The organism is Kocuria arenosa (assembly GCF_042879215.1).
In the GTDB taxonomy this organism is placed as follows: Bacteria; Actinomycetota; Actinomycetes; order Actinomycetales; family Micrococcaceae; genus Kocuria; species Kocuria arenosa.
In genome coordinates, this window is the sequence record NZ_JBHZTA010000002.1 from 218,781 (window position 1) to 241,239 (window position 22,459).

At 66.8% G+C, this 22,459-nt stretch carries 23 protein-coding genes and 1 pseudogene; 15 read left to right on the plus strand and 9 right to left on the minus strand.

Annotation, left to right across the window (positions count from 1 at the left end; translation table 11 throughout):
• Positions 1 to 129: 129 nt before the first annotated feature.
• Positions 130 to 1,611 carry a glutamate--cysteine ligase gene (locus tag ACFYE3_RS04410; protein WP_387606402.1) on the plus strand — a complete coding sequence of 494 codons (1,482 nt, stop codon included), beginning with the start codon at positions 130 to 132 and terminating at the stop codon, positions 1,609 to 1,611.
• Positions 1,612 to 1,701: 90 nt separating this feature from the next.
• Here the strand turns inward: ACFYE3_RS04410 and ACFYE3_RS04415 are convergent, their stop codons facing one another.
• Positions 1,702 to 2,682 carry a hypothetical protein gene (locus ACFYE3_RS04415; RefSeq protein ID WP_387606404.1) on the minus strand — a complete coding sequence of 327 codons (981 nt, stop codon included), beginning with the start codon at positions 2,680 to 2,682 and terminating at the stop codon, positions 1,702 to 1,704.
• 225 nt (positions 2,683 to 2,907) lie between these two features.
• Between ACFYE3_RS04415 and ACFYE3_RS04420 the strand changes: the two genes are divergently transcribed.
• The 7 genes from ACFYE3_RS04420 (at position 2,908) to ACFYE3_RS04450 (ending at position 9,895) form a co-directional block, all read left to right on the plus strand.
• Complete coding sequence (locus ACFYE3_RS04420; protein WP_387606992.1) at positions 2,908 to 3,870, plus strand: lycopene cyclase family protein; 963 nt, start codon at positions 2,908 to 2,910, stop codon at positions 3,868 to 3,870.
• Entirely contained in the window at positions 3,867 to 5,075 is a 1,209-nt protein-coding gene (gene istA / locus ACFYE3_RS04425; protein WP_387606405.1) for an IS21 family transposase, read from the plus strand. The genes ACFYE3_RS04420 and istA overlap by 4 nt, the downstream gene beginning before the upstream one ends.
• Complete coding sequence (gene istB / locus ACFYE3_RS04430; protein WP_387606408.1) at positions 5,075 to 5,860, plus strand: IS21-like element helper ATPase IstB; 786 nt, start codon at positions 5,075 to 5,077, stop codon at positions 5,858 to 5,860. Before istA ends, istB begins: the two co-directional genes overlap by 1 nt.
• A gap of 567 nt (positions 5,861 to 6,427) precedes the next feature.
• A complete protein-coding gene (locus tag ACFYE3_RS04435; protein WP_387806064.1) occupies positions 6,428 to 7,021 on the plus strand; it encodes a recombinase family protein in 594 nt (197 codons plus the stop codon).
• A 405-nt stretch (positions 7,022 to 7,426) separates the two neighbouring features.
• Entirely contained in the window at positions 7,427 to 8,563 is a 1,137-nt protein-coding gene (locus tag ACFYE3_RS04440) for a heparan-alpha-glucosaminide N-acetyltransferase domain-containing protein (protein ID WP_387606412.1), read from the plus strand.
• A 191-nt stretch (positions 8,564 to 8,754) separates the two neighbouring features.
• The gene (locus ACFYE3_RS04445; protein WP_387606414.1) at positions 8,755 to 9,477 is read left to right on the plus strand and encodes a response regulator; all 723 of its coding nucleotides are present in this window, start codon (positions 8,755 to 8,757) and stop codon (positions 9,475 to 9,477) included.
• A gap of 217 nt (positions 9,478 to 9,694) precedes the next feature.
• On the plus strand, positions 9,695 to 9,895 hold the full coding sequence (locus ACFYE3_RS04450; protein WP_387606416.1) for an IS3 family transposase: 201 nt from the start codon (positions 9,695 to 9,697) through the stop codon (positions 9,893 to 9,895).
• A gap of 241 nt (positions 9,896 to 10,136) precedes the next feature.
• Here the strand turns inward: ACFYE3_RS04450 and ACFYE3_RS04455 are convergent, their stop codons facing one another.
• Together ACFYE3_RS04455 and ACFYE3_RS04460 are read right to left on the minus strand one after the other, a co-directional pair.
• Positions 10,137 to 11,384, minus strand: coding sequence for an RNA polymerase sigma factor (locus tag ACFYE3_RS04455; protein ID WP_387606418.1), 1,248 nt, complete (start codon positions 11,382 to 11,384; stop codon positions 10,137 to 10,139).
• 3 nt (positions 11,385 to 11,387) lie between these two features.
• On the minus strand, positions 11,388 to 11,789 hold the full coding sequence (locus ACFYE3_RS04460) for a YciI family protein (RefSeq protein WP_387606420.1): 402 nt from the start codon (positions 11,787 to 11,789) through the stop codon (positions 11,388 to 11,390).
• A gap of 1,121 nt (positions 11,790 to 12,910) precedes the next feature.
• Between ACFYE3_RS04460 and ACFYE3_RS04465 the strand changes: the two genes are divergently transcribed.
• Both ACFYE3_RS04465 and ACFYE3_RS04470 read left to right on the plus strand, forming a co-directional pair.
• Positions 12,911 to 14,446: a glycosyltransferase family 39 protein gene (locus ACFYE3_RS04465; protein ID WP_387606422.1), complete on the plus strand. Its 1,536-nt coding sequence runs from the start codon at positions 12,911 to 12,913 to the stop codon at positions 14,444 to 14,446.
• A 146-nt stretch (positions 14,447 to 14,592) separates the two neighbouring features.
• Entirely contained in the window at positions 14,593 to 15,417 is an 825-nt protein-coding gene (locus ACFYE3_RS04470; protein WP_387606423.1) for an alpha/beta fold hydrolase, read from the plus strand.
• A 119-nt stretch (positions 15,418 to 15,536) separates the two neighbouring features.
• Here the strand turns inward: ACFYE3_RS04470 and ACFYE3_RS04475 are convergent.
• The 4 genes and pseudogenes from ACFYE3_RS04475 to ACFYE3_RS04490 all read right to left on the minus strand — a co-directional run.
• Positions 15,537 to 16,103, minus strand: a pseudogene (locus ACFYE3_RS04475) (transposase); the annotation flags it as partial.
• A gap of 57 nt (positions 16,104 to 16,160) precedes the next feature.
• The gene (locus ACFYE3_RS04480; RefSeq protein ID WP_387606425.1) at positions 16,161 to 16,742 is read right to left on the minus strand and encodes a dihydrofolate reductase family protein; all 582 of its coding nucleotides are present in this window, start codon (positions 16,740 to 16,742) and stop codon (positions 16,161 to 16,163) included.
• A 63-nt stretch (positions 16,743 to 16,805) separates the two neighbouring features.
• Entirely contained in the window at positions 16,806 to 17,645 is an 840-nt protein-coding gene (locus ACFYE3_RS04485; protein WP_387606427.1) for a helix-turn-helix domain-containing protein, read from the minus strand.
• 307 nt (positions 17,646 to 17,952) lie between these two features.
• Positions 17,953 to 18,543, minus strand: coding sequence for a GNAT family N-acetyltransferase (locus ACFYE3_RS04490; RefSeq protein ID WP_387606429.1), 591 nt, complete (start codon positions 18,541 to 18,543; stop codon positions 17,953 to 17,955).
• 246 nt (positions 18,544 to 18,789) lie between these two features.
• On the opposite strand from ACFYE3_RS04490, the gene ACFYE3_RS04495 reads away from it, so the two are divergent.
• From ACFYE3_RS04495 to ACFYE3_RS04515, 5 genes are all read left to right on the plus strand, one after another.
• Positions 18,790 to 19,038, plus strand: a complete 249-nt coding sequence (locus tag ACFYE3_RS04495; protein WP_387606431.1) for a YdeI/OmpD-associated family protein — start codon at positions 18,790 to 18,792, stop codon at positions 19,036 to 19,038.
• Positions 19,035 to 19,631: a CGNR zinc finger domain-containing protein gene (locus ACFYE3_RS04500; RefSeq protein ID WP_387606434.1), complete on the plus strand. Its 597-nt coding sequence runs from the start codon at positions 19,035 to 19,037 to the stop codon at positions 19,629 to 19,631. The genes ACFYE3_RS04495 and ACFYE3_RS04500 overlap by 4 nt, the downstream gene beginning before the upstream one ends.
• The gene (locus ACFYE3_RS04505; RefSeq protein ID WP_387606436.1) at positions 19,628 to 20,020 is read left to right on the plus strand and encodes a RidA family protein; all 393 of its coding nucleotides are present in this window, start codon (positions 19,628 to 19,630) and stop codon (positions 20,018 to 20,020) included. The genes ACFYE3_RS04500 and ACFYE3_RS04505 overlap by 4 nt, the downstream gene beginning before the upstream one ends.
• Before the next feature lie 51 nt (positions 20,021 to 20,071).
• Entirely contained in the window at positions 20,072 to 20,935 is an 864-nt protein-coding gene (locus ACFYE3_RS04510) for a sigma factor-like helix-turn-helix DNA-binding protein (RefSeq protein ID WP_387606438.1), read from the plus strand.
• A 112-nt stretch (positions 20,936 to 21,047) separates the two neighbouring features.
• Positions 21,048 to 21,284: a hypothetical protein gene (locus tag ACFYE3_RS04515; RefSeq protein ID WP_387606440.1), complete on the plus strand. Its 237-nt coding sequence runs from the start codon at positions 21,048 to 21,050 to the stop codon at positions 21,282 to 21,284.
• Positions 21,285 to 21,330: 46 nt separating this feature from the next.
• Here ACFYE3_RS04515 and ACFYE3_RS04520 read toward each other — a convergent pair whose 3' ends face one another.
• Both ACFYE3_RS04520 and ACFYE3_RS04525 read right to left on the minus strand, forming a co-directional pair.
• Positions 21,331 to 21,951 carry a dihydrofolate reductase family protein gene (locus ACFYE3_RS04520; RefSeq protein ID WP_387606442.1) on the minus strand — a complete coding sequence of 207 codons (621 nt, stop codon included), beginning with the start codon at positions 21,949 to 21,951 and terminating at the stop codon, positions 21,331 to 21,333.
• On the minus strand, positions 21,951 to 22,457 hold the full coding sequence (locus ACFYE3_RS04525; protein WP_387606444.1) for an SRPBCC family protein: 507 nt from the start codon (positions 22,455 to 22,457) through the stop codon (positions 21,951 to 21,953). Before ACFYE3_RS04525 ends, ACFYE3_RS04520 begins: the two co-directional genes overlap by 1 nt.
• Positions 22,458 to 22,459: the final 2 nt, after the last annotated feature.

Sequence of the window (22,459 nt, forward strand, 5' to 3'; positions counted from 1 at the left end):
GGGCGGCGCCGGCCGGGGCTGCTCCACGGACGGCGGCCTGCCCGGTGCGGGCCCGGTGTTGGCGCACGGGCCGCGGTGTGGTTGGTTGGTGTCCTGGGGCCGCGCCGCGGCCGGGAGTCGGAGGCCACCGTGGGCGAAGAGGTCAGTTCCCGCAGCTACACGCGCGAGCAGCGCCAGCGGTACCGGGAGAAGGTCCGCGAGGATCTCGACGTGTTCGAGCAGATGCTCGCCCGCGCCTCGTTCGAGTTCGAACGGCCCATGACGGGCCTGGAGATCGAGCTCAACCTCGTCGACGGGCAGTTCGACCCGCACTTCCACAACGACGAGGTCCTCGCCGCGATCGCCGATCCCGGGTACCAGACCGAGCTGGCGCGCTACAACATCGAGCTCAACGTCCCCCCTCGCCCGCTGCCCGGGCGGGCCGCCCTCGACCTCGAGGAGGACCTGCGCGCCTCGCTCAACGCCGCGGACGCCGCGGCCCGCGGGGTCGGCTCGCGGATCGTGACGATCGGCATCCTGCCCACCCTGCGGCCCGAGCACTACGAGCAGGAGTGGATCAGCGACAACAACCGCTACACGGCGCTCAACGACTCCATCTTCGTGGCCCGCGGCGAGGACATCCGCCTCGAGATCGAGGGGCCCGGCGGCGAGCGGATCGACACCTGGTGCGACTCGATCGCCCCCGAGTCCGCGTGCACCAGCGTCCAGCTGCACCTGCAGGTCGCCCCCGCGCAGTTCGCCGCGCACTGGAACGCCGCCCAGGCGCTGGCCGCCCCGCAGGTCGCCCTCGGCGCGAACAGCCCGTTCTTCTACGGCCGGCGGCTGCACGCCGAGACCCGGATCGCGCTGTTCGCCCAGGCCACGGACACCCGCCCGATCGAGCTGAAGAACCAGGGGGTGCGCCCGAGGGTGTTCTTCGGCGAGCGCTGGATCACCTCGATCTTCGACCTGTTCGAGGAGAACGTCCGGTGGTTCCCGGCGCTGCTGGCCGAGTGCTCCGAGGAGGACCCGGCCGCGAAGCTGCGGGCCGGGCTCGCGCCGGACCTCTCGGAGCTGCGGTTGCACAACGGGACGGTCTACCGCTGGAACCGGCCGATCTACGACGTCGTCGGCGGCCGTCCGCACCTGCGGGTGGAGAACCGGGTGCTGCCCGCGGGCCCGACGATCGCCGACGTGATGGCCAACGCCGCGTTCTACTACGGCGCCGCGCGCGTGCTGGCCCGGCAGGAGCGGCCGGTGTGGACGCGGATGAGCTTCCCGGCCTGCGCCGAGAACTTCGCCCGCGCCGCCCGTGACGGCATCGAGGCCCGGTTCTACTGGCCCGGCTTCGGGGAGGTCAGCGCCGACGAGCTCGTGCTGCGCCACCTCCTCCCGCTGGCCCACCAGGGCCTCGAGGAGTGGGGGGTCGCCCCGGAGGTGCGCGAGCGCTACCTGGGGATCATCGAGGGCCGGTGCGTCTCCGGGGTCAACGGCGCGGTGTGGCAGACGCGGGCCGTGGAGCACTTCGAGCGCCACGGCGCCGACCGGCCCACCGCCCTGCGCCGGATGCTGGAGGCCTACGCCGAGCACATGGACGACAACGAGCCGGTGCACACCTGGTCGGTCCCGTAGACACTCCGACGGTCCACGCTGTCAGCGGGCCAGGACTCTCGCTCGCAAGCTGGCGTGGGCTGCTCGGGCCAGGGGAAGTCCCGTGACGGGTCAGTGGGAGCTCGGCAATGCCGCTCCGGCGACGGCCAAGGCTGCGGCTCCGGTCGCGCTGCAAGGCCGTGGGCGCCGAGGTGTCCGGTGGCCTGCGCCGCATCGTGGCGAGGGACGTGCGGGTGAAGCCGCCACCGACACCTGCAGGCGGCCTCGGCCTTGAGCCGGCCCGTTCAGCGCACGGGCCCTCACGGGGGCGTCTTGCATTCCATGGGTGACGAGTCGGTCCGGTTGCGAGACAGATCGGGGCCGGCGCTGCGGGGTCGTCGTCCTCGACGTGGTGGGCACGATCATCGGATGCCTTGGGTGGCGTGGTATCTCGTGCTCGGCGGCCTCCTGGGCCGAGTTCCGGGCGCGTCGGGCCAGTGACCGCAGCACGGTGACAGTCGTGGTGGTCTCCACGTCCCAGGAGAAGTGCATTCGCAGTGCTGCGGCCGTGATGAGCATTCTGGGCAGCTTTCGCCCCGAGAACCGCGCCCGGACTGGTTCCGGGACGGCGATGATGAGGCGGAACAGCTGCCGCTGGGCGTCTGCGGCAACCTCGACCGCAGCGTGGCGAACCGGCAGCGCCACTGACAGTGCCTGCCGGTCACCTCCGTGGCGCGGGGTGCCCAGCCGGGTCCGGGCCAGTGCCTCGCGTGCGGCCCGGATCGCGTCCAGCGGGTCGGGCTTGGCTCCGTGGCGGCGCCGGGCCCGTTGGGGCCGGTCGAGCTCGACCACGAGCTCCTCGTCGCCGGCCAAGAAGCGGGTCAGCCCCGTCTCGTGTCCGCCGGTGCCTTCGGCCGCCCAGGCTCGCAGACGGGCGTGCTCATTGGCGAAAGCCGCCAGCTGGGCGTAGCCCTCGGCGGTGGCCTCCACGGGGATCTCGCCGAGAACACCGCTGGTGCCGGTCTCGACGGCGGCGGCGCAATGGGTGTGGACGTGGGTGTCGACGCCGATCACGACGTCGACGCCCCCTTGCAGATCGGTCAGACTGGACATCGCGTACTCCTTCTTGCCGGAACAGGAACGTGGGTCCGGTCCGGGGCGGAGACTCGGCAGCGCTGTGATGGGACACACCCAGCGCCGCTGACGCCAGGCGGCCGCTCCTGTTGGCACAATCGCCCCGAGGGTCGCTGACGGTTTTGAGAGTGGCCGCAGAGATGTCTGCGTCTGGAAAGGGAGGGTCTTGCTCATGACCACCAAGCGCAGGAGTACGACGTCATCATTGCCGGGGGTGGACTTGCCGGGCGTAGCCTCGCCTATTTTCTGAGTCGGGAACCAGGGCTGACCGGGGCGCGGATCCTCATCGTCGACGACGCCGAAGATCGATACCCGCACCGTTCCCTGATCTACTGGCACGACAGCCCGCTCCCGTTGCCCTTGACTCCCGCAGTCACGTTCACGAGCCTTGCGGTTGACGCAGCACCTGCCCAGCGGGTCCTGCCGCTCCGGCGCCACCGCCTGTGCCTCACCTCGTCACAGGCCGTTTTCCGATGCCTCGATGAAGTAGTTGATGCCAACCCTCAAATCACCCGTCTTGGCGCACAGGTTTCACGAGTACGGGCCCATGCCGACTCGGTCGAGGTGGCCCTTTCCGATGGTCGGATTTTCACGGCGTCCCACTGCTTCGACAGCACATTGCCCCCCACCGGGATCAAGGCACCACTGCTCATGTCGGGTGAGGTTCGACGGGTGCGAACTGCGCACGATGCCTTCGACTCATCCATTGCCACCTTCATAGATTTTCGGTCCGGTGAACGCAACCCCGTGCATTTCCACTGCGTCCTGCCGATCTCAGCGCGGGAAGCCGTCGTTGAAGTCATCCGGATCATGCCGGGGAAGGCTGCAGACCCCGAATTTTCGTTCGAGCAGGCAACGTCGGCTTATCTGCGCAAGGTTTGGGGTGTGAGCCAGTTTTCCTTGTTGTCCGTGGAGCGGGGCTCCATCCCTTTGGGTATCCGCCCCAGTTCTCCCCGCGGCCACCATGTGCGCATCGGATCTCCCTCCGGAGCCGTCAAGGCCACCACAGGCTACGGCTTCACCCGCATCCTTCGCCAAACTCAACACATCGCCTCCACGCTTGCATCCACCGGGTCACCTGACACTCCCCGGCCGTCTTGTCGACGCCGGACGAATACTGAGCAGATGCGACGGCCGAAAAGTGAGCACTCGACGATTGGAGTGTGATCACTGTGGAAGATTGGGCGTTGATCCGCCGGCTGCATGCCGAGGGGGTGCCGAAGTCCCAGATCGCCTCGCGGCTGGGGATCTCGCGGAACACGGTCGCCAAGGCCGTGGCCGCCTCACGACCACCGCGCTACGAAAGGTCCGCCGGGCCCAACGCCTTCAGCGATGTCGAGCCGGCTGTGCGGGCGCTGCTGGCCGAGCACCCGTCCATGCCGGCCACCGTGCTGGCCGAGCGGGTGGGGTGGTCGGGGTCCATCACCTGGTTCCGGGACAACCTGCGGGCCATCCGCAGCGAGTACGCCCCGGTCGATCCGGCGGACCGGTTGTCCTACCGGCCCGGGGACCAGGTCCAGTGCGATCTGTGGTTCCCGCCGGCACGGATCCCGCTGGATGACGCTCAGCAGGGATCACCGCCGGTGCTGGTGATGGTCTGTTCCTCCTCGCGGTTCATCACCGCGGTGATGATTCCATCCCGCACCACCGGTGATCTGCTGGCCGGGATGTGGCATCTGGTGGTCGAGCAGATCCAGGGCGTGCCGCGGCGGTGGGTCTGGGACAACGAGTCCGGCATCGGTCGCGGGGGCCGCCCGGCCGAGGGGGTGGCCGCGTTCATGGGCACGATGGCGGCAACCCTGGTGCAGCTCAAGCCCTACGACCCGGAATCCAAGGGCATCGTGGAGAGGGCCAACGGCTACCTCGAGACCTCGTTCCTGCCCGGACGCAGTTTCGCTTCCCCGACCGACTTCAACGCCCAGCTGCGCCAGTGGCTGATGGCCGCCAACACCCGGCGGGTGCGGGCCATCGCCGCCCGGCCGGCGGAGCTGATCACCGCTGATCGGGCCGCGATGCTCCCCATACCACCGGTCGCCCCGGTGGTCGGGCACCGCTGGTGGGTGCGGCTGGGCCGGGACTACTACGTGCGGGTCGCCGGCAACGACTACTCCGTGGACCCGACCGTGATCGGAGCCATGGTCGAGGTCACCGCCGACCTGCACCGGGTGCTCGTGCGCTGCCAGGGCCGGGTCGTGGCCGACCACCCCCGGTGCTGGGCGTCAGCGACCACGGTCACCGACCCGGCGCACGTGGCCGGCGCCGCGGTGCTGCGCCGGGCCTACCAACAGCGCCCGCACCCGGGCGCCGAGGCGGATCCGCTGGTACGGGATCTGGCCGACTACGACCGCGCGTTCGGGATCGAGGTCGCCTGATGGCCACCACACCGGCCGCCACGGCCAAGACCCTGGAGTACCTCACCGCGTCCTTGAAGGCCCCGAGGATCCGCGAGGCCGCCGCCCGGATCGCCGACACCGCCCGCGCCGGGCACTGGTCCTACGAGGAGTACCTGACCGCCGTGCTCGAGCGCGAGGTCGCCGCCCGCAACGCCTCCGGTGCCCGGCTGCGGATCACCGCCGCGGGGTTTCCCTCGATCAAGACCGCAGAAGAGTTCGACTTCTCTACCCAGACGGCGATCACCCACACCGACTACGCCGCGATGGCCTCGGGCCGGTACCTGGCCGAGGCCGGCAACATCGTCCTGCTCGGGCCCCCGGGCACGGGCAAGACCCACCTGGCCACGGCCCTGGGCATCACCGCCTGCCAGCAGGGCCACCGGGTGCTCTACGCCACCGCCGTGGACTGGATCCACCGGCTCAAGACCGCCTACGACACCGGGCGCCTGGATACCGAGCTGCGCAAGCTGGGCCGGTACCGGCTGATCATCATCGACGAGGTCGGGTACCTGCCCTTCGAGCAGGAGGCCGCGAACCTGTTCTTCCAGCTCGTCTCGACCCGCTATGAGAAGGCCTCGCTGATCCTCACCAGCAACCTGCCCTTCGCCCGCTGGGGTGAGGTCTTCGGCGATGTCACCATCGCCGCGGCCATGATCGACCGCATCGTCCACCACGCAGAGGTCCACACCCTCAAAGGCGCCAGCTACCGGCTCAAGACCCTGGGCACCGACTCCCTGCCCAGCACCACCCACCAGACCAACTAGCGACATCCACTGCTCACTTTTGGGCCGTCGCTACTGCTCACTTTTCGACCGTCGTTGACACGTCTCCACGCTTCCGCTGGTACGACAAACCCGTGCTCCAGATGTGGGAACACGATCCTGAACACGCGGTGCAATTCATGAAAGCCGCGTTTACCTCAGGCGACGCTGATCTCGTCCTTGACTTCCTCGACGAGCGAACCACTTTCGCCCAGGAACGGGGGCTGCTCGGGTCCATGCCAGTCACGACGCTCCTGCACCCACGTCTATGGATTTGAGCTCGTCATCAGAACCTCATGTCCGGGCGAACCGGCAAGCCAATCCTCTGCACGCGGCAGCAACAGATTCGACACAGGCGGGCAAGAGGATCACTGCCGGCACCCGACGTCGTAGCACCTCCTCCGCGTGACGGATGTTGGGCCCTCGCGCAGGCCAAGAGATGCGAGACGTCTCGTCGCAAAAATTTGCGCCCGCACGTTTCCGCGGTTCGGCATGTCTCGTATCTATGTGCTTTATCCGTACCCCTAGAATCGGATACTCAACCTTGGTTGCGAGACAGATGAGGTGGACATGGGGAAGTTGATCGGCTACGCCCGGGTGTCGACACGGCAGCAGGACGCGGACCGTCAAGTGTCTGACCTTCTGGAAGCCGGCGTGCGGCGCATTGACATCTATGTGGATAGTGGAGTGTCTGGAGGGCGTGCGTCGCGTCCGGCCCTCGACAAGGCGGTGGCCTCGCTCGAGGAGGGCGACACGCTGGTCATCACTACGCTGGACCGTCTGGGGCGCTCGACGCAGACCATGCTGGCCTTCGCCGAAGCGCTGCGGGCGAGGGGAGCGGGGCTAAGGGTGCTCAACCTCGATGGAGGAGACGTGGACACCGCCACCCCGATGGGTTCGATGGTCTTCACCGTCATGGCCGCCCTGGCCCAGATGGAACTGGAGATCAAACGGGAACGGATCACCGACTCGGTGGCCAAGCGCCGGGCCGCCGGCAAGGACCTCGGCGGACGGCGCCAGACCTTCACCGACTCTCAGATCCGCAACGCGCTGCGGCTGATCGAGTCCGGGGAGCCGGCCACCCAGGTCGCCCGCGACCTCGGGATGTCCAGGGCGACCCCGTATCGGCGGATCCGGGAACTTCCCATGCCGACAACCGTGTGAGCCAATGGTTGTCGGCAGATTGAGTGAGGCGTAGGTTTCTCCGCCATTGGGGCGTCATCGGGCCGTCGTCGCATGGGACAAGCGCCCATCCACTGGGGGATCCGTCCGGCAGCCATAGCGCGCTGGGCGCGTGCGGCAGTTGTCCCTCTGGCGTGCACGGTGGGGCTCTTAGGACTTTATGGAATCTTGAGGATTGCTCAACAGGTGCGCAGGGTGCAGCGCAGATCCTGGGTCCAGGACGCTCCCGGGATTGCTGGGACCGCTTACACGGCTCGTGGCCGGGACCCTGAGGGGCGCCGGGGCGAGCCTGGCACATCTGGGGGAGTCATGAGTTGGACGGCCAGAACGGAAGGATCCGCCCGGGCGGGTGCCACGGGCAGTGCCCGCAACTCCTCGAGGCGGTTGGTGGGCATCGACGCGGCCCGTGGGCTGGCGCTGATCGGGTTGATGGCGGTGCATATCCTGCCCACCGAGGACGAGATGACGGGCGAGCCGACCTGGTCGTACATCCTTTTCGGCGGGGACTCGGCAGCCCTGTTCGCCCTGCTGGCCGGGGTGGGACTGGCGCTGAGCTCCGGAGGACGGCGCCGGCGCCGAGGGCGGGAGTTGGCCGCTGACCGGGTGGGGGTGGCCGTGCGCGCCATCCTCATCACCGTGGTAGGGCTGTGGATCGGTACGGTGATGCCCCAGGACGCCCCGGCGGACAACATCTTGATCTACTACGGGGTGTTCTTCCTGCTGGCCATCCCCTTCCTCCACATGGGGCCGAAGGCACTGTTCGTCTGCGCGGCGGTCTTCTGGATCGTGGGTCCGCTGCTGATGCAGGGGCTCAGAGACGTCCTGCCCGCATACGCCTCCGACAACCCCACTTTTGCTGATGTGGTGAAAGAACCGGGAGCGACAGCCTCCCAGCTGTTGTTGACCGGCTCGTACCCGGCCCTGTGCTACCTGACATACCTGTTGGTGGGCATGGGGGTGGGACGGTTGGACCTGCGCGAGAAGGCAATCCAGATCCGTTTGCTGGTGGCGGGGATCGGGGTGGCGATTTTTGCCCAGGTCACCTCGTATGTCCTGCTCTACGCCGTGGGAGGCTACGAGTGGCTGCTGAGCAGCTCCGGGATGGACAAGGAGGAGCTCGAGGAGGTTCTCCTGTCGGGGCCGGAGGACGAGTTGCCCACCGACACCGCTTGGTGGCTGGTGGTCGACACCCCGCACACCAACACCCCGTTGGCGATCGCCGCCAGCCTGGGCGTCGGGCTGGCAGTGCTGGGCTTCTTCCTGCTGGTTGCACCCCGGGCTAGGGCCTTGCTCGTGCTCCTGTCGGCGATGGGTGCGATGACTTTGACCTTGTACACCGTCCACCTGATGGGGCTGTCATTCGAGGCTCACTACGACCGGCCCTACCTGTGGTTCACCGTCAACCTGGCGGCTAATGTCCTATTCGCGGTGATCTGGCAACGGACCCTGGGCCAGGGACCACTGGAACGGGTGGTCAGCACCAGCGTGAGCGCGACCCGTCGCGTGGTGCTCCACCGGAAGTGAGCACCGGCCTAGACGGACTCTCGGGCGCCGTGCCTGCCACCACGGGTGGACCCCCCGGTGGTGGGCAGTCGTCGCGGCAGATTCGCGAGATCATCATCGATACCGGGTGCCGGGCCCCGGCACCCGGGCTTCCGACCGGACCGTGGGCCCGCACCTCGGCCCGCGGGCTGGTCCTGAACCTAGGAGCCACCATGGTCGTGTCCCTCACCGGTCGGGTCTTGGTGGTGGACGATGAGATCGATCTGGCGCGGTTGATCGAGGCGTATCTGCGCAAGGCCGGCCTGGAGGTAGCCGTGCGCCACGATGGGAGCGAGGCCGTGGCCGCGGTGCGAGAGTTCGCCCCGAACGTGCTGGTGCTCGACCTGGGGCTGCCGGGGATCGACGGGATCGAGGTGTGCCGTCAGGTGCGGGTCTTCTCGGACTGCTACGTTCTGATGCTCACTGCCCGTGATGATGAGGTGGACAAGATCGTGGGGTTGTTGGTGGGCGCCGACGACTACGTGACCAAACCCTTCAGCCCACGCGAGCTCGTGGCCCGGGTCCAGGCGATGCTGCGCCCCTCCCACTCCCGACTCGCCACAGCCTCTGCCGCATCGGGACCGGCGGGCCAGGCCCGGGTAATCGGGGAGCTGGTGGTGGACCAGGCAACCCGGGAGGTCCACGTGGCCGGGGAAGCGGTGGAGCTGACGCGGATCGAGTTCGACCTGCTGGCCGCCCTGGCCGCACACCCCGAGGTGGTGCTCTCCCGCCGGCAATTGGTGGAGTTGATCTGGGACACGCATTGGACTGGGGATGAGCACTTGGTCGATGTGCACATCGGTCGGATTCGCCGGAAGCTCGGGGAGGACGCGGGTAGCCCGCGGTTCATCCACACCGTCCGCGGCATCGGTTACCGCATGGGGGCCCGGCGATGACCGCTGTCGCACCTGAGCGCATCAGCTCGTCGGGCCATCTGACGGCGCGGTTGATGGCGGCGCCGATCTCGGTCCTGCTGACCGGTCAGGTGTCTTGCCAGTGCTGGCGAGGCGAAAGGGACCGCTTTACATATGGCCGGTTAGTGGTGTTCCGCCCGCCTGGGGTTGGCGCCGAGTCCACTCGATGGGCCGGGTCGGTTCGGCCTTTGATAATGCGATGGCCGAGACCCTTTGCGCCACGCTGAAGACCGAGCTCGTCTACCGCCGGTCCTGGCCCACCCGGCACGAGCCGGAGATGGAGGTCTTCTCCCACCCCGAGGGCTTCTACAACCCTCGCCGCCGTCACTCCCGGCTGGGTGACCTCAGTCCCACCGACTGCGAGCAGCAGCTCGTGACACACAAAGAGGCGTCCGCCTGACGGGTGTCACTTCACGCCGAAACCGGTCCAGTTTTCGGCTAAGCGGGCCACCTGCCGCTTTACATATGGCCGGCTCATGGACACTGCCTACGGGAGACGATGCAGTAGGGGTTCCTCTGCGGTCGTTCCTTCCGAGTGAGGGATCAACGGTGGCACGTCGTCGCTCCCGCAAAGGAGCGGCGAGATCGGGGTCAGTGCGTCCGAATGGAGCCAGGAAACCTGTGGCGAGGGGCTGACTGGGTCAATGACGGTCGGTTTCGGTGCTGTTGAGTTGTGCCGCCCTGGTCGTCAGGTAGTACCGCTCTGCGGTGTTGGTGCTCAGCCGGGCGGCGAGCTCGTACGCGGTGCGAGCCTCCACCGGTCGCCCGGCACGTTGAAGCAGGTGCGCGCGGACGGCGTGGAGCCGATGGTGATCCGATAGAGCCTCCAGGCCCTCAAGCAGACCGAGTCCCGCCAGCGGGCCGGAGACCATCCCTACAGCAACCGCTCGGTTCAACGTCACCATGGGGCTGGGCACCATTCGTTCCAGGAGCGTGTACAGGGCGGCGATCTGCGGCCAGTCCGTGGCCTGGGTCGAGGACGCCTCGTCGTGCAGCGCCGCGATGGCCGCTTGCACTTGATAAGGACCGACAGTCCCGGCGCTCAAAGCGTGTAGTAATAGTTGGCGGCCTTCCTGGATGAGGTCCACGTCCCACAACCGACGATCTTGCTCGTCCAAGGGCACCAAGCGCCCGGCGTGGTCGGTCCGTGCCGGACGGCGTGCATGCGTGAGCAGCAGCAGTGCGAGCAGGCCCGCGGTCTCGGGGTCCTCCGGTGCGGAATCGGCCAGCAGGCGCGCAATCCGGATGGCCTCCACGGCCAGGTCCGGTCGGTCCAGGCCGCCCCCGTGGGAGACGTAGGCCTCGTTGAACATCAGATAGACCACCGACAGCACGGTCCTGCTCCTCTGGCGGCGATCCTCGGGTGCAGGCAGCTCGAAGCGGGCGCCGGCAGCGCGGAGACGTTGTTTCGCCCGGCTGATGCGCTGGCCCATGGTGGACTCCGGGACGAGGAAGGCGGCCGCGATCTGTGCTGTGGTCAGTCCCCCCACCGCACGCAGGGTGAGGGCGATCGCCGAGGCAGGGGGCAGGCACGGGTGGCAGCACAGCGTCAGCAGCGTCAGCGTGTCGTCCCCTGCCCCAGTCCCCGGGACCGTGTCATGGACCCCGCTGCCGGGTGCGGTGGGATCGGCGGCGAGGAGCTCCTCCCGGGTGCGTCGGGCCGCCTCGCTGCGGATCTCGTCGATGAGACGTCGCTGGGCGACCCGCACCAACCATCCGGCCGGGTTGGCCGGCACCCCGGACCGGGGCCAAGCTTCGATTGCGGCCAGCAACGCCTCCTGGACGGCGTCCTCGGCCGCGGTGAAGTCGCCGCAGCGGCGGGCCAACGCCCCGAGAACCTGCGGGGTCAGCTCGCGCAGCAGATCCTCAGGCACGTTGACCACCGACACGGGTCAGCTCTCCACGGTGGGGGCGGCCATCACCTGCCGCACCTCGATGGGCTGCTGGATGGGCACCCCGCCCTTGCCCGGGGCGGCGGAGGCCTTGGCCGCGATCTCGAGGGCACGCTCCTGGGAGTCCACGTCCACGGTCCAGTAGCCGGCCAGGAACTCCTTGGACTCGGCGAACGGCCCGTCCGTGACCACCGGCGCGTTGCGCCCGTCCCAGGTGACCGTCCTGCTGGCGTCCGGCGCGGCCAGGCCCTGGCCGTCCACCAGCTCACCGGTGGCGGTGAGCTCGCGGCCCAGAGCATGCTGGAAGTCGATGTGGGCGGCGATGTCCTCCGGCGCCCACTCGCTCATCGGCACGTCAGAGCCGGCACCACCTTCATAGTTCATCAACAGCATGTACCTCATCACGAACTCCCTCCGTCTCGGACGCCATCATGGCGCCTCACCCCAGTGTCGGAGCGCGCGGCACAGCTTCGACACTTCGCGCTGATGAATTATGCGCCTGGTGCAGGCGGTTGAGGCCGTCTGCACCAGTCAGCCTGCCCGATTCCTCGTACCGCGGTCCGTGGCTTGTGTTCACGTACGACATGTCTGGTAGTTCGTGATCTTGCGGTCGTCAAGGCCAGTACTAATTCCTATCCGGCGCGGGGAGGCCCACGATGACGATTCCTCGGTCAATGTCCCCTCCGGAAGGAGTTCATATGCTGATGTGGAAGTCGATCCAGTTGCCACTGGGCTCATCGGGTTTGCCAGACGCGGACGTGATGCCGCAGCAACCGGGGATGCCCTGAAAGCACGGGACGATGAGCAAGGGAAGCCGGCAGAGATGAGCGGGGGGCCTGGCCTGGGGGTCACAGACTCCCTGACCGCTTCGACCACCTACCGCAAGCGGTTGCCGTACTGAGGGGCGCAGTTGCCGAGGAACACGAGGCTGCGTTGCAATGTGTGCACCTATCCTGACCAACTCAGTTCGTTCAACGGCACCCGATCAACGACCAAAATTGCCAGTTGCCCGATCATCGTGCACTCCGCCAGCGTAGCCACGAGTAGGAACTGTCGATACCCCACGCCTCGTGGGACACCCCTAGCTCAAGAGAGGAAACCTCGTCGAAGATCACGGGAGAGACAGTACGGATCATGTCTTCAGGGTCGCCCGGATATGGCAGAAATTCGACGTACACCGTCATGAGTGCCACTCGTGGCGAGATGCCATGGCGAGGAGCATTGCTGCCATCAACAGTCGCACGGAGTAATCCGCGCCCTCACCGAGAGGTACCACAATGACGTTCCTGTCGCCCGAGTTGATCTGGCCGGAGCACCACGAACATCGTGGGGAGGCGCAGCGGGCCCATCGTCGACGGCGGTATCTGGACCGCTTCGCCCGGCCCTCCAGGACTACTTAATCTGGACGTGACTTGCGGACGGCGCTGTCCGGTCCGGGTCGCTGAGACGTATTCCCACCAGACCTCGCTACTCGTGGAGTGGGGACAAAGTGCGTGGTGCCCCTATTGCCGGAAAGGAATCGCATGACCGTGAGTACCGGTTCCTCAGCACTGAATGCGTCCCCCCGTCAGGAATTACTACCGGCCCCGCTTGCCCGGCAGGCGCTGGGTGGCGTGGCCGCACTGGTCATGGGGGTGCTGATCTCACTCAGTGACGGATACGGTTACCACCGCGATGAGCTGTACTTCCTGCGCGCCGGACAGAAACTCGCGTTCGGTTACGTCGACCAGCCACCGCTGACCCCGTTGCTGGCCCGGGTGGCCAGCGAGCTGTTCGGGGATTCTCTGGTCGGCCTGCGCCTGGCCTCAGCGGTGACCGCGGGGCTGGTGGTGTTCTTCACCGGGTTGCTGGCTCGAGAGCTCGGCGGGACGCGTGGTGCTCAGGTGCTCGCCGCAGCGTGCATGGCGGTCTCGGCGATCCTGCTCGCCGTCGGGCACCTGCTGTCCACGAGCACATTCGACCTCCTGGCCTGGACGGCAGTGTCCTGGGCGGTGGTCCGCGCGCTGCGTCACGGCGGCTACCACTGGTTGCTGGTCGGCTTGCTGGCCGGGGTCGGCCTGCAGAACAAGGTGCTGGTCGTGTTCCTGTTGGCGGGACTGGCAGCAGGTCTGCTGCTCGTCGGGCCTCGTAAGGTGCTGCGCAGTCGCTGGCCGTGGCTGGCGGCCGCGGTCGCGCTGGCGCTGTGGGCCCCGTACCTGCTCTGGCAGGCAACCCATGGTTGGCCGCAGCTGGAGCTCTCCAGCGCGATCGCCGCCGGGAGCTCCGGCACGAGCGAGCCCCGGTGGCTGTTCCTGCCCTACCAGTTGGTCCTGATCAGTCCGCTGCTGGTGCCGGTGTGGGGCGCGGGCCTGTGGCGACTGGCCCGGGACCCCGCGTTGCGGACCTTCCGTGCCTTCGCCGTCGCCTACCCGCTGCTGGCAGGGGTGTTCTTGGTAACCGGGGGCAAACCGTACTATCTGGCGGGCTTGTATCCGGTGCTGCTGGCCGCCGGTTCGGATCCGGCGCTGCGCTGGACGGGTCGGGGCGCCACCTGGCTGCGCAGGGTGCTGCTCGCCGGTGCTCTGGCGGTGAGCGCGGCGATCTCCACGGTGCTGTTCCGGCCACTGGTGCCGGTCCAGCACCTGGCGGCCACCCCGGTCGTGGACATCAACTACGACGCCGGCGAGACCGTCGGCTGGACTGCCTTCGTGCACACCATCGCCGACATACAGGCCGGCCTGCCCACCGAGGACCGGACCGGCGTGGTGGTGCTGACTCGCAACTACGGACAGGCCGGGGCGATCGACCGCTACCGCACCGAGCTGGGCCTGCCACCTGCCTACAGCGGCCACAACAGCTACGCCGAGTGGGGGCCACCACCGGAGGATGCTCAGACGGTGATCGTCGTCGGCTACGACCGGGAGTCCCTGCAACGCTGGTTCGGATCGGTCGAGCCCGCCGCACGTATCGACAACGGCGTCGGGCTGGACAACGACGAGCAGGGCACTCCAGTGTGGATCTGCCAGGAGCGGCTGACGCCTTGGGCCCAGCTGTGGCCACAAGTGCGCCACCTCGGATAGGGCCCCATAGCCAAGAAGAAGGGCAGCAAGGGGAACGAGCCTGAGATGCGTTGGGTGGGCGGTCGAAGCGTCATCTTCGCCGCTTGAGCTGGTTCGCCCACCCCACGACTACAGATCCGCTGGTGTGGTGATGGGACCATGGGCGCATGCATTTGAAGGAGCAGTTCACCTGGCGCGGCCGCCGCATCGCTTGGAGCACCAAAGGCTCTGGGCCCGCGGTCGTGTTCTGCCATGGCACTCCGTGGTCTTCCGTCCTGTGGGCGCCCTTCGCTGAAGCCCTCGCGAAGGATCACACCGTCTATTCGTGGGACATGCCCGGTTACGGGGCCTCGTCAATGGACCCCACCCATGATGTAGACCTGGTCGTGCAGGGCGAAGCATTCCTAGCGCTACTAGACCACTGGGCCCTCCAGAATCCGCATGTGATCGCCCACGACTACGGGGGTGCGGTCTCCTTGCGCGCCCACCTCCTGCACGGTGCGCCCTTCGCTTCCCTGTGCTTAGTGGACGCTGTCGCGTTACGTCCCTGGGGGTCTCCTTTTTTCAATCTGGTCAAGGACAACACCGAGGTCTTCGCCCAGTTACCTGAAGCCGTGCATCGAGGCGTGCTCGAGGCATACATCGCCGGAGCGAGCCACCACGGCCTCCGCGCAGAAAACATGACGGAACTGGCCGACCCATGGTGCGGGGCGATAGGACAGGCAGCGTTTTACCGCCAGATCGCCCAAGCGGACGAGACCTACACCGCTGTCTTGGAGCCACTCTTGGTATCGATGAGCATTCCGACGCACATCATCTGGGGTGAGAACGACACGTGGATCCCAGTCGACCGGGCTCACCGCCTGCACAAGGCGATCCCGGGAAGTACCTTGTCCCTCGTCCCCCAAGCAGGACACCTGATTCACTATGACGCTCCAGTCGCATTGGCCACCGAACTCACCCGGTGGCTCCACATGCTTTCCCGCACCTAAAAGAAGGACCAAGTCCAGCGTGGAAGTCCATCGGCACTTACCCGACGCCGGTGCTTGGCATGATGGTGGCGTTCATGGTCCTGTCGGATCATGGCTTTCTACTTGGGATTGGGGGCTCTTCACGATCGAGGGTGTAGTTGCGGCCTGAAGCCTCCGGTCTCAAGCAGTGATCTGGCGATGTAGTTCGTGAGGTTGCGGAACCCGAGTGCGGAACCGCGCAGGTGCTCGAGCCGGCCGTTGATCGCCTCGGTGGGGCCGTTGCTGGTGCCGGGACGGTCGAAGTAGGCCAGCACGTCGGCTGCGCGTTTGTTCAACGTGCGGCCGAGTGTGGTGACCTCGACCAGTGCGTTCGGGACACCGGTGCCGATCGTGTCGATCAGCTTGACCATCAGCTCGCGGCCACGGCGTCGGTCCTCGTGTCGGTGGGCGGCGATCATTCGCTGGTAGATGCCCCTGGTCGCTTCGACCTCGACATGCGCGTCGTCGGCGAACAGCGCGGTGAGCCGAGCGGCCTGCTTGTCGGTGAGCAGCCCTGCACCGGTGTGCAGGGTCCTGCGCGCGGAGTAGAGCGGGTCGTTCTTCATGCCGCGGTGACCGTGGATCGCCAACTGGACCCGGCGGCGGCACCGGTCCAGCGCATCTCCGGCCAGGCGCACGACGTGGAAGGGACCCATGACCGCTGTCGCAGGCCCCGTCTCGTGTCACCGTCGCAGTGGACTACTTCGCGTACCCACTCAGATTGGTCAAGTGCGCACCCGATAGCGCAGGTGAAGCACCCGGTTGCCCTGAACAACTACGTCTGGGTCCTCCAACAGGTGCTGCGCGTGGACCGACCCGAAGTAGCGCTTGCCGGACCCAAAGACCACGGGTGCAACGTCCATGCGCACCTCGTCGACCAGGCCCGCCGCAAGCGCCTGCCCACCGACGTCGCCGGCGGCGAACTCGACGATGCGGTCGCCCGCGAGCTCCTGTGCCTTGGTCACGGCTGCTTCAATGCTGTCGACGAAGTGGAACGGCGCCTCGGGGTCCCAGCCCTCGGGCGCCGGCCGGTGCGTCACGACGACGACGTGGTCGATCCCGCTCGGCGGCGTCCCGTCCCAGCCGTCCGTGATGTCGAAGACGTGGCGGCCGGCGATTGTCACCCCGACATGGTCCCAGTAGGGCCGGATGTGGTCGAAGGACGCCTGCGACACCTTCAGTACGCCGCTGTCGTCCAACGGCACATCACCGCTGACCAACCACCCGAACAGCGGACCGGGATCGTCGTTCTCAGCCGCGATGAAACCATCCACGGAGACCGACGCATTCATGACCACTTTTCCCATGGGCTCCTCCTCTGCTTGGAGTTCCAAGTTTTGCGTGTTGTGAGTGGTCGCTCTTGTAAGAAATCATTCGGCTGGCAGTGGCCAGCCGTCCAATACGTGACCGGGATGCTCGCGCAGGAATCGCCGCCGGACTTCGACATACCGGGTCGGCGTGAGCCCGGTGAACTCCCGGAACTCGTGGACGAAGTGGGCCTGGTCGAAGTAGCCCGCGCAGGCGGCAACCTCGGCCCAGTCGATCGGTGCAGCGACGTCGAGCGCCAACACGGTGAAGGTGAATCGGTAGCTGCGAGCCAGCCGCTTCGGCGTGACACCGACAACCGCCTTGAACCGCCTCGCCACATAGGTGCTGCTTGCGCGGCTTGTGACGCCGAGGTCGCTGATCGGCACCGCTCCGCCGGTCGCCGCGATGGCGCTACTCATTTGGCGCACGAGGTCCAGGCCGTCGATCTCGCGCAGCCGTCTCGTCAGCTCATCTTCGAGCAGCGTCAGCATCTCGTGCGGTGCGTCCGCCGTGGTCAGCCGGTCTCGCAGCTCAGCAATCGCCACCTGGCCCCAAATCTGCGCGACCGTCGCCGGCCGGTCGCACAACTCGGCCGCGGGCATCGGCAGGAACGGGGCTGGCCCCCACGGCTTGAAGTGGACGCCGACGGACCGGGTCGGGGTTGGGTAGCTGAACTCCCACGCGCGGGTGGGCGTGGTGACCACGCAGCCGTCGGTGTATTCCGCGGCTTCTACGTCGGTGCCTGCCCGGATGAGAAACGGCGCCCCGAGGTTGACGATGAGCAACGGCGCGGGCGCGGCCGGGAGCATCAGTCGGGAGTACGGCGGCGCACCCTCCAGGTAGTAGAGATCGTCGATCAGCCCGTCGAGCGGCGGACCGGGCACCCTGGACACATACTCCATGCTGACATCATCGCCGACGGCCCATCTGGCATCACGCGCCGGCGCAAGCATCGAGCCGGCGCCGATCCCTGACGGGTGCCCCGGCGCATTTCGGGCCCGAACTACACCCCACTTTGTGAAGAGCCGGATTGGGAGACCTGGGTATCAACGACCTCAGTCCGTTCTGGACTGCGGCCACTGTTGTTGCTGGGAATCATGCTCCACAGTCAGCGACGAGTCGTCTACGCCACCGCACGACCGGTGAGTCGAAAGCCCTCCCACCGCATCGAGGAGGGGCCCCCAGGGCTGTGGTGGCGATCGTCGAGGCTCAACTGCGGGTGCGTAGCTTCTCCGTCAGCGACAGCCGCACGGTGGGCCACTCGGAGTCGATGATGGAGAACACCACCACGTCGCGCATGGTCCCGTCGCGCCACAGGTCGTGGTTGCGCAGCACCCCGTCCTGCTTGGCCCCTAGCACGGCGATGGCGGCTCGGGAGCGGTGGTTGTGCCAGTGCGTGCGGAACTCCACGGCAATGCAGTTCAGGGTGTCGAAGGCATGGGTGAGCTGCAGCAGCTTCACCTGCGTGTTGACCCCGGTGCCTTGTGCGCTGGGGGCGATCCAGGTGGAGCCGATCTCCAGGCGCCGGTGGTCGGTGCGGATATTGAGCAATGTCGTCATCCCCACCGCCCGCCCATCCGCGGCACGGATAGTCCACGGCACGACCTGACCGGCGGCGTGGCCGGCCAGCCGTTTCTCGATTTCCCCGCTCATCTCATCCGGTGAGGGCAAACGGGTGTACCAGAGCTTGTAGAGCTCGTCCTCGGCCACCGCCTCCGCCAGCTCCTCGGCATGCTCGGGCGTCAACGGTTCGATCGAAGCCAGGGCACCGCGCAGAGGCGGGATCGCAAGGAAGTCCATGCCGCCAGGCTACTGAGCCAAGACGTCTCCGCCTGGTACCCGGGCAATCTTCAGCTATGAGACCAGGACCTAACCTCCAGCTCACATATAGATAGATGTGATGTCCAAGAACGTTGATGCTAGGCACGATTCTGATCTGTTCAAGGGCAAGCGCCTTACGTGGTGGGAGTAAAGGCGTCCAGTGAAGGCTTGCCGTTCCACAGAGAAGGTAGTCCTCTAACCGTTATAAGTGGTTAGAATGGTGCCATGTCACCTCGTGCTCGCCATTCGATGCCCCACGATGTCGCCGCAACTCTCGCCGCTGCAGGGGTGCAGGCTGATGACGACGGTCGGCCGGGGTATCAGCGCAACGACTACCTGGGCTGGATAGGCCAAGCCCAGAACGCGGACACGCGTTCGCGACGGATCGGGCAGATGCTCGAGGAACTCTCCTGCGGTGGGGTGTACATGGGCATGGCCCACGCCCCGTCGCGCGAGGATCGGAAACCGGCATGAGCGACAGGCACCAGACGGGCCAGTGGCTCGTTCCCTCTGATGGGCACCGATGGTTCTTCGACTCCGGTGCTATCAGCCTCGACTTCGGCTACACCGGCGACTTCGGGTACGGCATTGACGCTTGGGAGAGCTTGCGCACGCCGGCTGACCTGGACGCATGGCTCACCGATCGCTTCGGCCCGCCCCGGCCCGCCAGCGGCGCATCGGATTACGCAGGGGCACGGCAGCTGCGCGCGGCCATCACCTCGAGCGCCCGACGGGTCAGCTCCGGGCGGGCTCTGAAGGTGGCGGACGTTGACGCGATCAACAGGTGGGCGGCCCGGCCGGCGGTGCCTCCGTACCTGGCAGGCGGCACGTGCGCCCCTTCCCCTGCGAGCCCGGAGCAGATGCTCGCCAGCATCGCCCACGACGCGATCCGCACTTTCACGGCACCCCCCGGTCGGGTGCGCGAGTGCGCTGCCGATGACTGCCACCTGATTTTTCTCGACACCTCACGGCCCGGAAGCCGCCGCTGGTGCTCGATGCGCCGTTGCGGCGGCCGCGCGAAAGCTCGAACCCATTACGTCCGAACCACCCAAGGAGAACACTCATGACTACCGCGACCACCCACGTTGATCCGGCCCAGCTGTACAGCAACCCCGCCTTCACGCAAGGCGTGATCGCCCCTGCTGGCCCCACGCTCTACGTCGGCGGGCAGAACGGAACCGACGCAACCGGAACGCTGCTCGACAGCTTCGAAGCACAGACCGCTCAAGCCATGCGCAATGTGCTGAGCGTCCTGGCCGCCGCCGGCACCGGCCCCGAGCACGTCGCCAAGCTCACCATCTACCTCGTTGCAGGCGTCGACATCCGCGCCGGCTTCACCGCCTCACAGTCCGTCTGGGGCGGCCACCGCACGGCCATCACCGTTCTCACCGTCGCTGGACTTGCCCGTCCCGACGCTCTGGTGGAGATCGACGCCATAGCAATCATCCCCGAGTGATACCGCAGAGCCGGACGCAGATGACCGTAGTGGCACCCATGAAGTGGTCTCATGGACCTGACTGAGCAGTTCCAGGCGCAGCGTCCCCGGCTCATACGCATCGCCGCTGGCCTGCTCGATGACCGGGCCGAGGGCGAAGACATGGTCCAGCAAGCGTGGTTGCGCCTCCACGGCACCGAGGCCGTGATCGACAACTTGCCTGCTTGGCTGACGGTGGTCACAACGCGATTGTGCCTGGACCGTCTCCGCGCCAAGATTCCCGAGCCGACTGAGCCAACTGAATCGTTGCGGCCGGCTGGGACAGGGGTCACGCCGGACCCGGTGGAGCACGTGGTCATGGCGCACACGCTCGGGGTCGCTCTGCAGATCGTCCTCAACCGCCTCTCGCCGGCGGAGCGGGTGGCATTCGTACTCCATGACACCTTCGGCGTGGACTTTCGCACTATCGCGACCGTCCTCGACATCTCCTCGCCTGCCGCCCGCAAGCTCGCCTCGCGAGCTCGTTCGAAGGTCTCGGCTGCGGCACCAGAGGCGACGCCAGCTGACTGGGAAGTCGTCGATGCCTTCCTCGCAGCCGCCCGGGGTGGCAACTTCGCCCGCCTGCTCCACCTCCTCGCCCCCGATGTCCTGGTAACCGCAGATGCCGAGGCCGTCGCTGCAGGTACCCCTCAACGAATCGAGGGACGCGAGGAGGTCGCCACGATGTTCGACGGTGCCGCGAAGGCCGCTCTGCCGGTGTTCATCGGAGAGCGCCCTGGTGCTGCGTGGTTCTATCGCGGCCAACCTCGTGTGGCCTTCGACTTCACCATCGCCAACGGTGTTGTACGGGAGATCACCTTTCGTGCCGAGGAGGACGTGCTGGCATCACTCACTCGGCGCTCCGGTACTGGACGCAGGCAGCGCGGACGTCTCTGACCCCCATGTTGCTGGCGCCCCGTGGTCACATTGTCGATGCCGCGTTCGTCAACAGGATGGGACTCGCGACGAGACCCTACGACTGAACGCACCACTGCGGAAGGAACCCGTCATGAAGATCATGACCTGCCAGCAACTCGGTGGCCCCTGTGATTTAGCCCTTCGTGGCGATACCGCCGACGACGTCATCAAGGCCCAGGACCGGCACCTCAAGGAAGCCGTCCGGTCCGGTGATTCGACTCACCAGCAGGCTCACGAAGCGATGAAGGGTCGCTGGAAGAACCCGATCAAGGGCATGGAATGGTATCGAGACACCAAAAAGACCTTCGCAGTGCTTCCCGAGGTCTAGCGCCACCGATCTCGCTCGCACATGCTTTCTTTTTGGCCGCTCTCGGTTACCGCAGGTGCACGGCGTAGTTGAGATGTGTCGTCCGGGCAGAAGATTCCGTGTGGCTCTGCTTCAGAGCCACGCGGCTCGCGTCAACGCCGTCGAACAGTCGGATCCCGGAGCCGAACAGCACAGGTGAGAGCGCGACATGGAACTCGTCGACCAGACCGGCGTTCACGTACTCCACGATTGTCGCGCCACCGCCCGCGACGCGGACGTCTCGGTTGCCTGCGGCCTCGCGTGCCTGGCCAAGCGCGGACTCAACACCATCATTGATGAAGTGGAAGGTCGTTCCGCCCGGACGCTCCCATGGTTCACGCTCCTCGTGGGTCACCACGAAGACCGGCGTATGGAACGGTGGGTCTTCCGGCCACATCTGCTCGCCGGCGTCGAACATGCGCTTGCCCATCACGCTCGCACCGGTGCGCTCGAACGTCTCGGCCACGATGTCGTTGTCGCGCCCCACTTCACCGCCCTTTCCGAGCTTGAGATTCTCTCGGAAGTGCCGTTGCCGGAAGACCCACTGCTGCAACTCCATCCACTGCCGACCCATCAGTTCCTCGGGTGAGTCGGGTGCGATGAATCCGTCCAGTGACATCGACACGCTGAAAAACACCTTCCCGGCCATCAGTGCTCAGCTCCCTTCTGCCCGATCTCTGCGACGTAGGCAGCCAGGTTGCCCAGGGTCTGGCGGCCGCCCTCGAGCGCGCCGTGCTTCTCGATCGCATCGTCTCGCAGCTCCGTGGTGGGGAACACCGTGCGCATCTGAATCCGGGTCGTCTCCCCGTCGGCTTCGAACGTGAGGACCGATTCAAAAGCGTTCGGGTCGTCGCGATACTCCCCGTGGATCATCGCAATTTTTTCCGGTGCGGTGATCTCGGTCCACGTGATCCACTCTTGGTAGTCCGTCCCGTCTGGGCCGTGCATCGTGAAGTTCCACACACCGCCGACACGGAACTCGAATGCGCGCGTGGTGGTGGTGAACCCTCTTGGTCCCCACCAGCGCGAGAGGTGGCGCACCTCGGTGAACGCTTCGAACACCGGCTCTCGCGGACCGTCGATCACTCGCGTGATCACGATCTCGCGGTCTGCCACATCCGGCTGCGCCGGTGCTGACCTTTCCGTCGTATCCATCG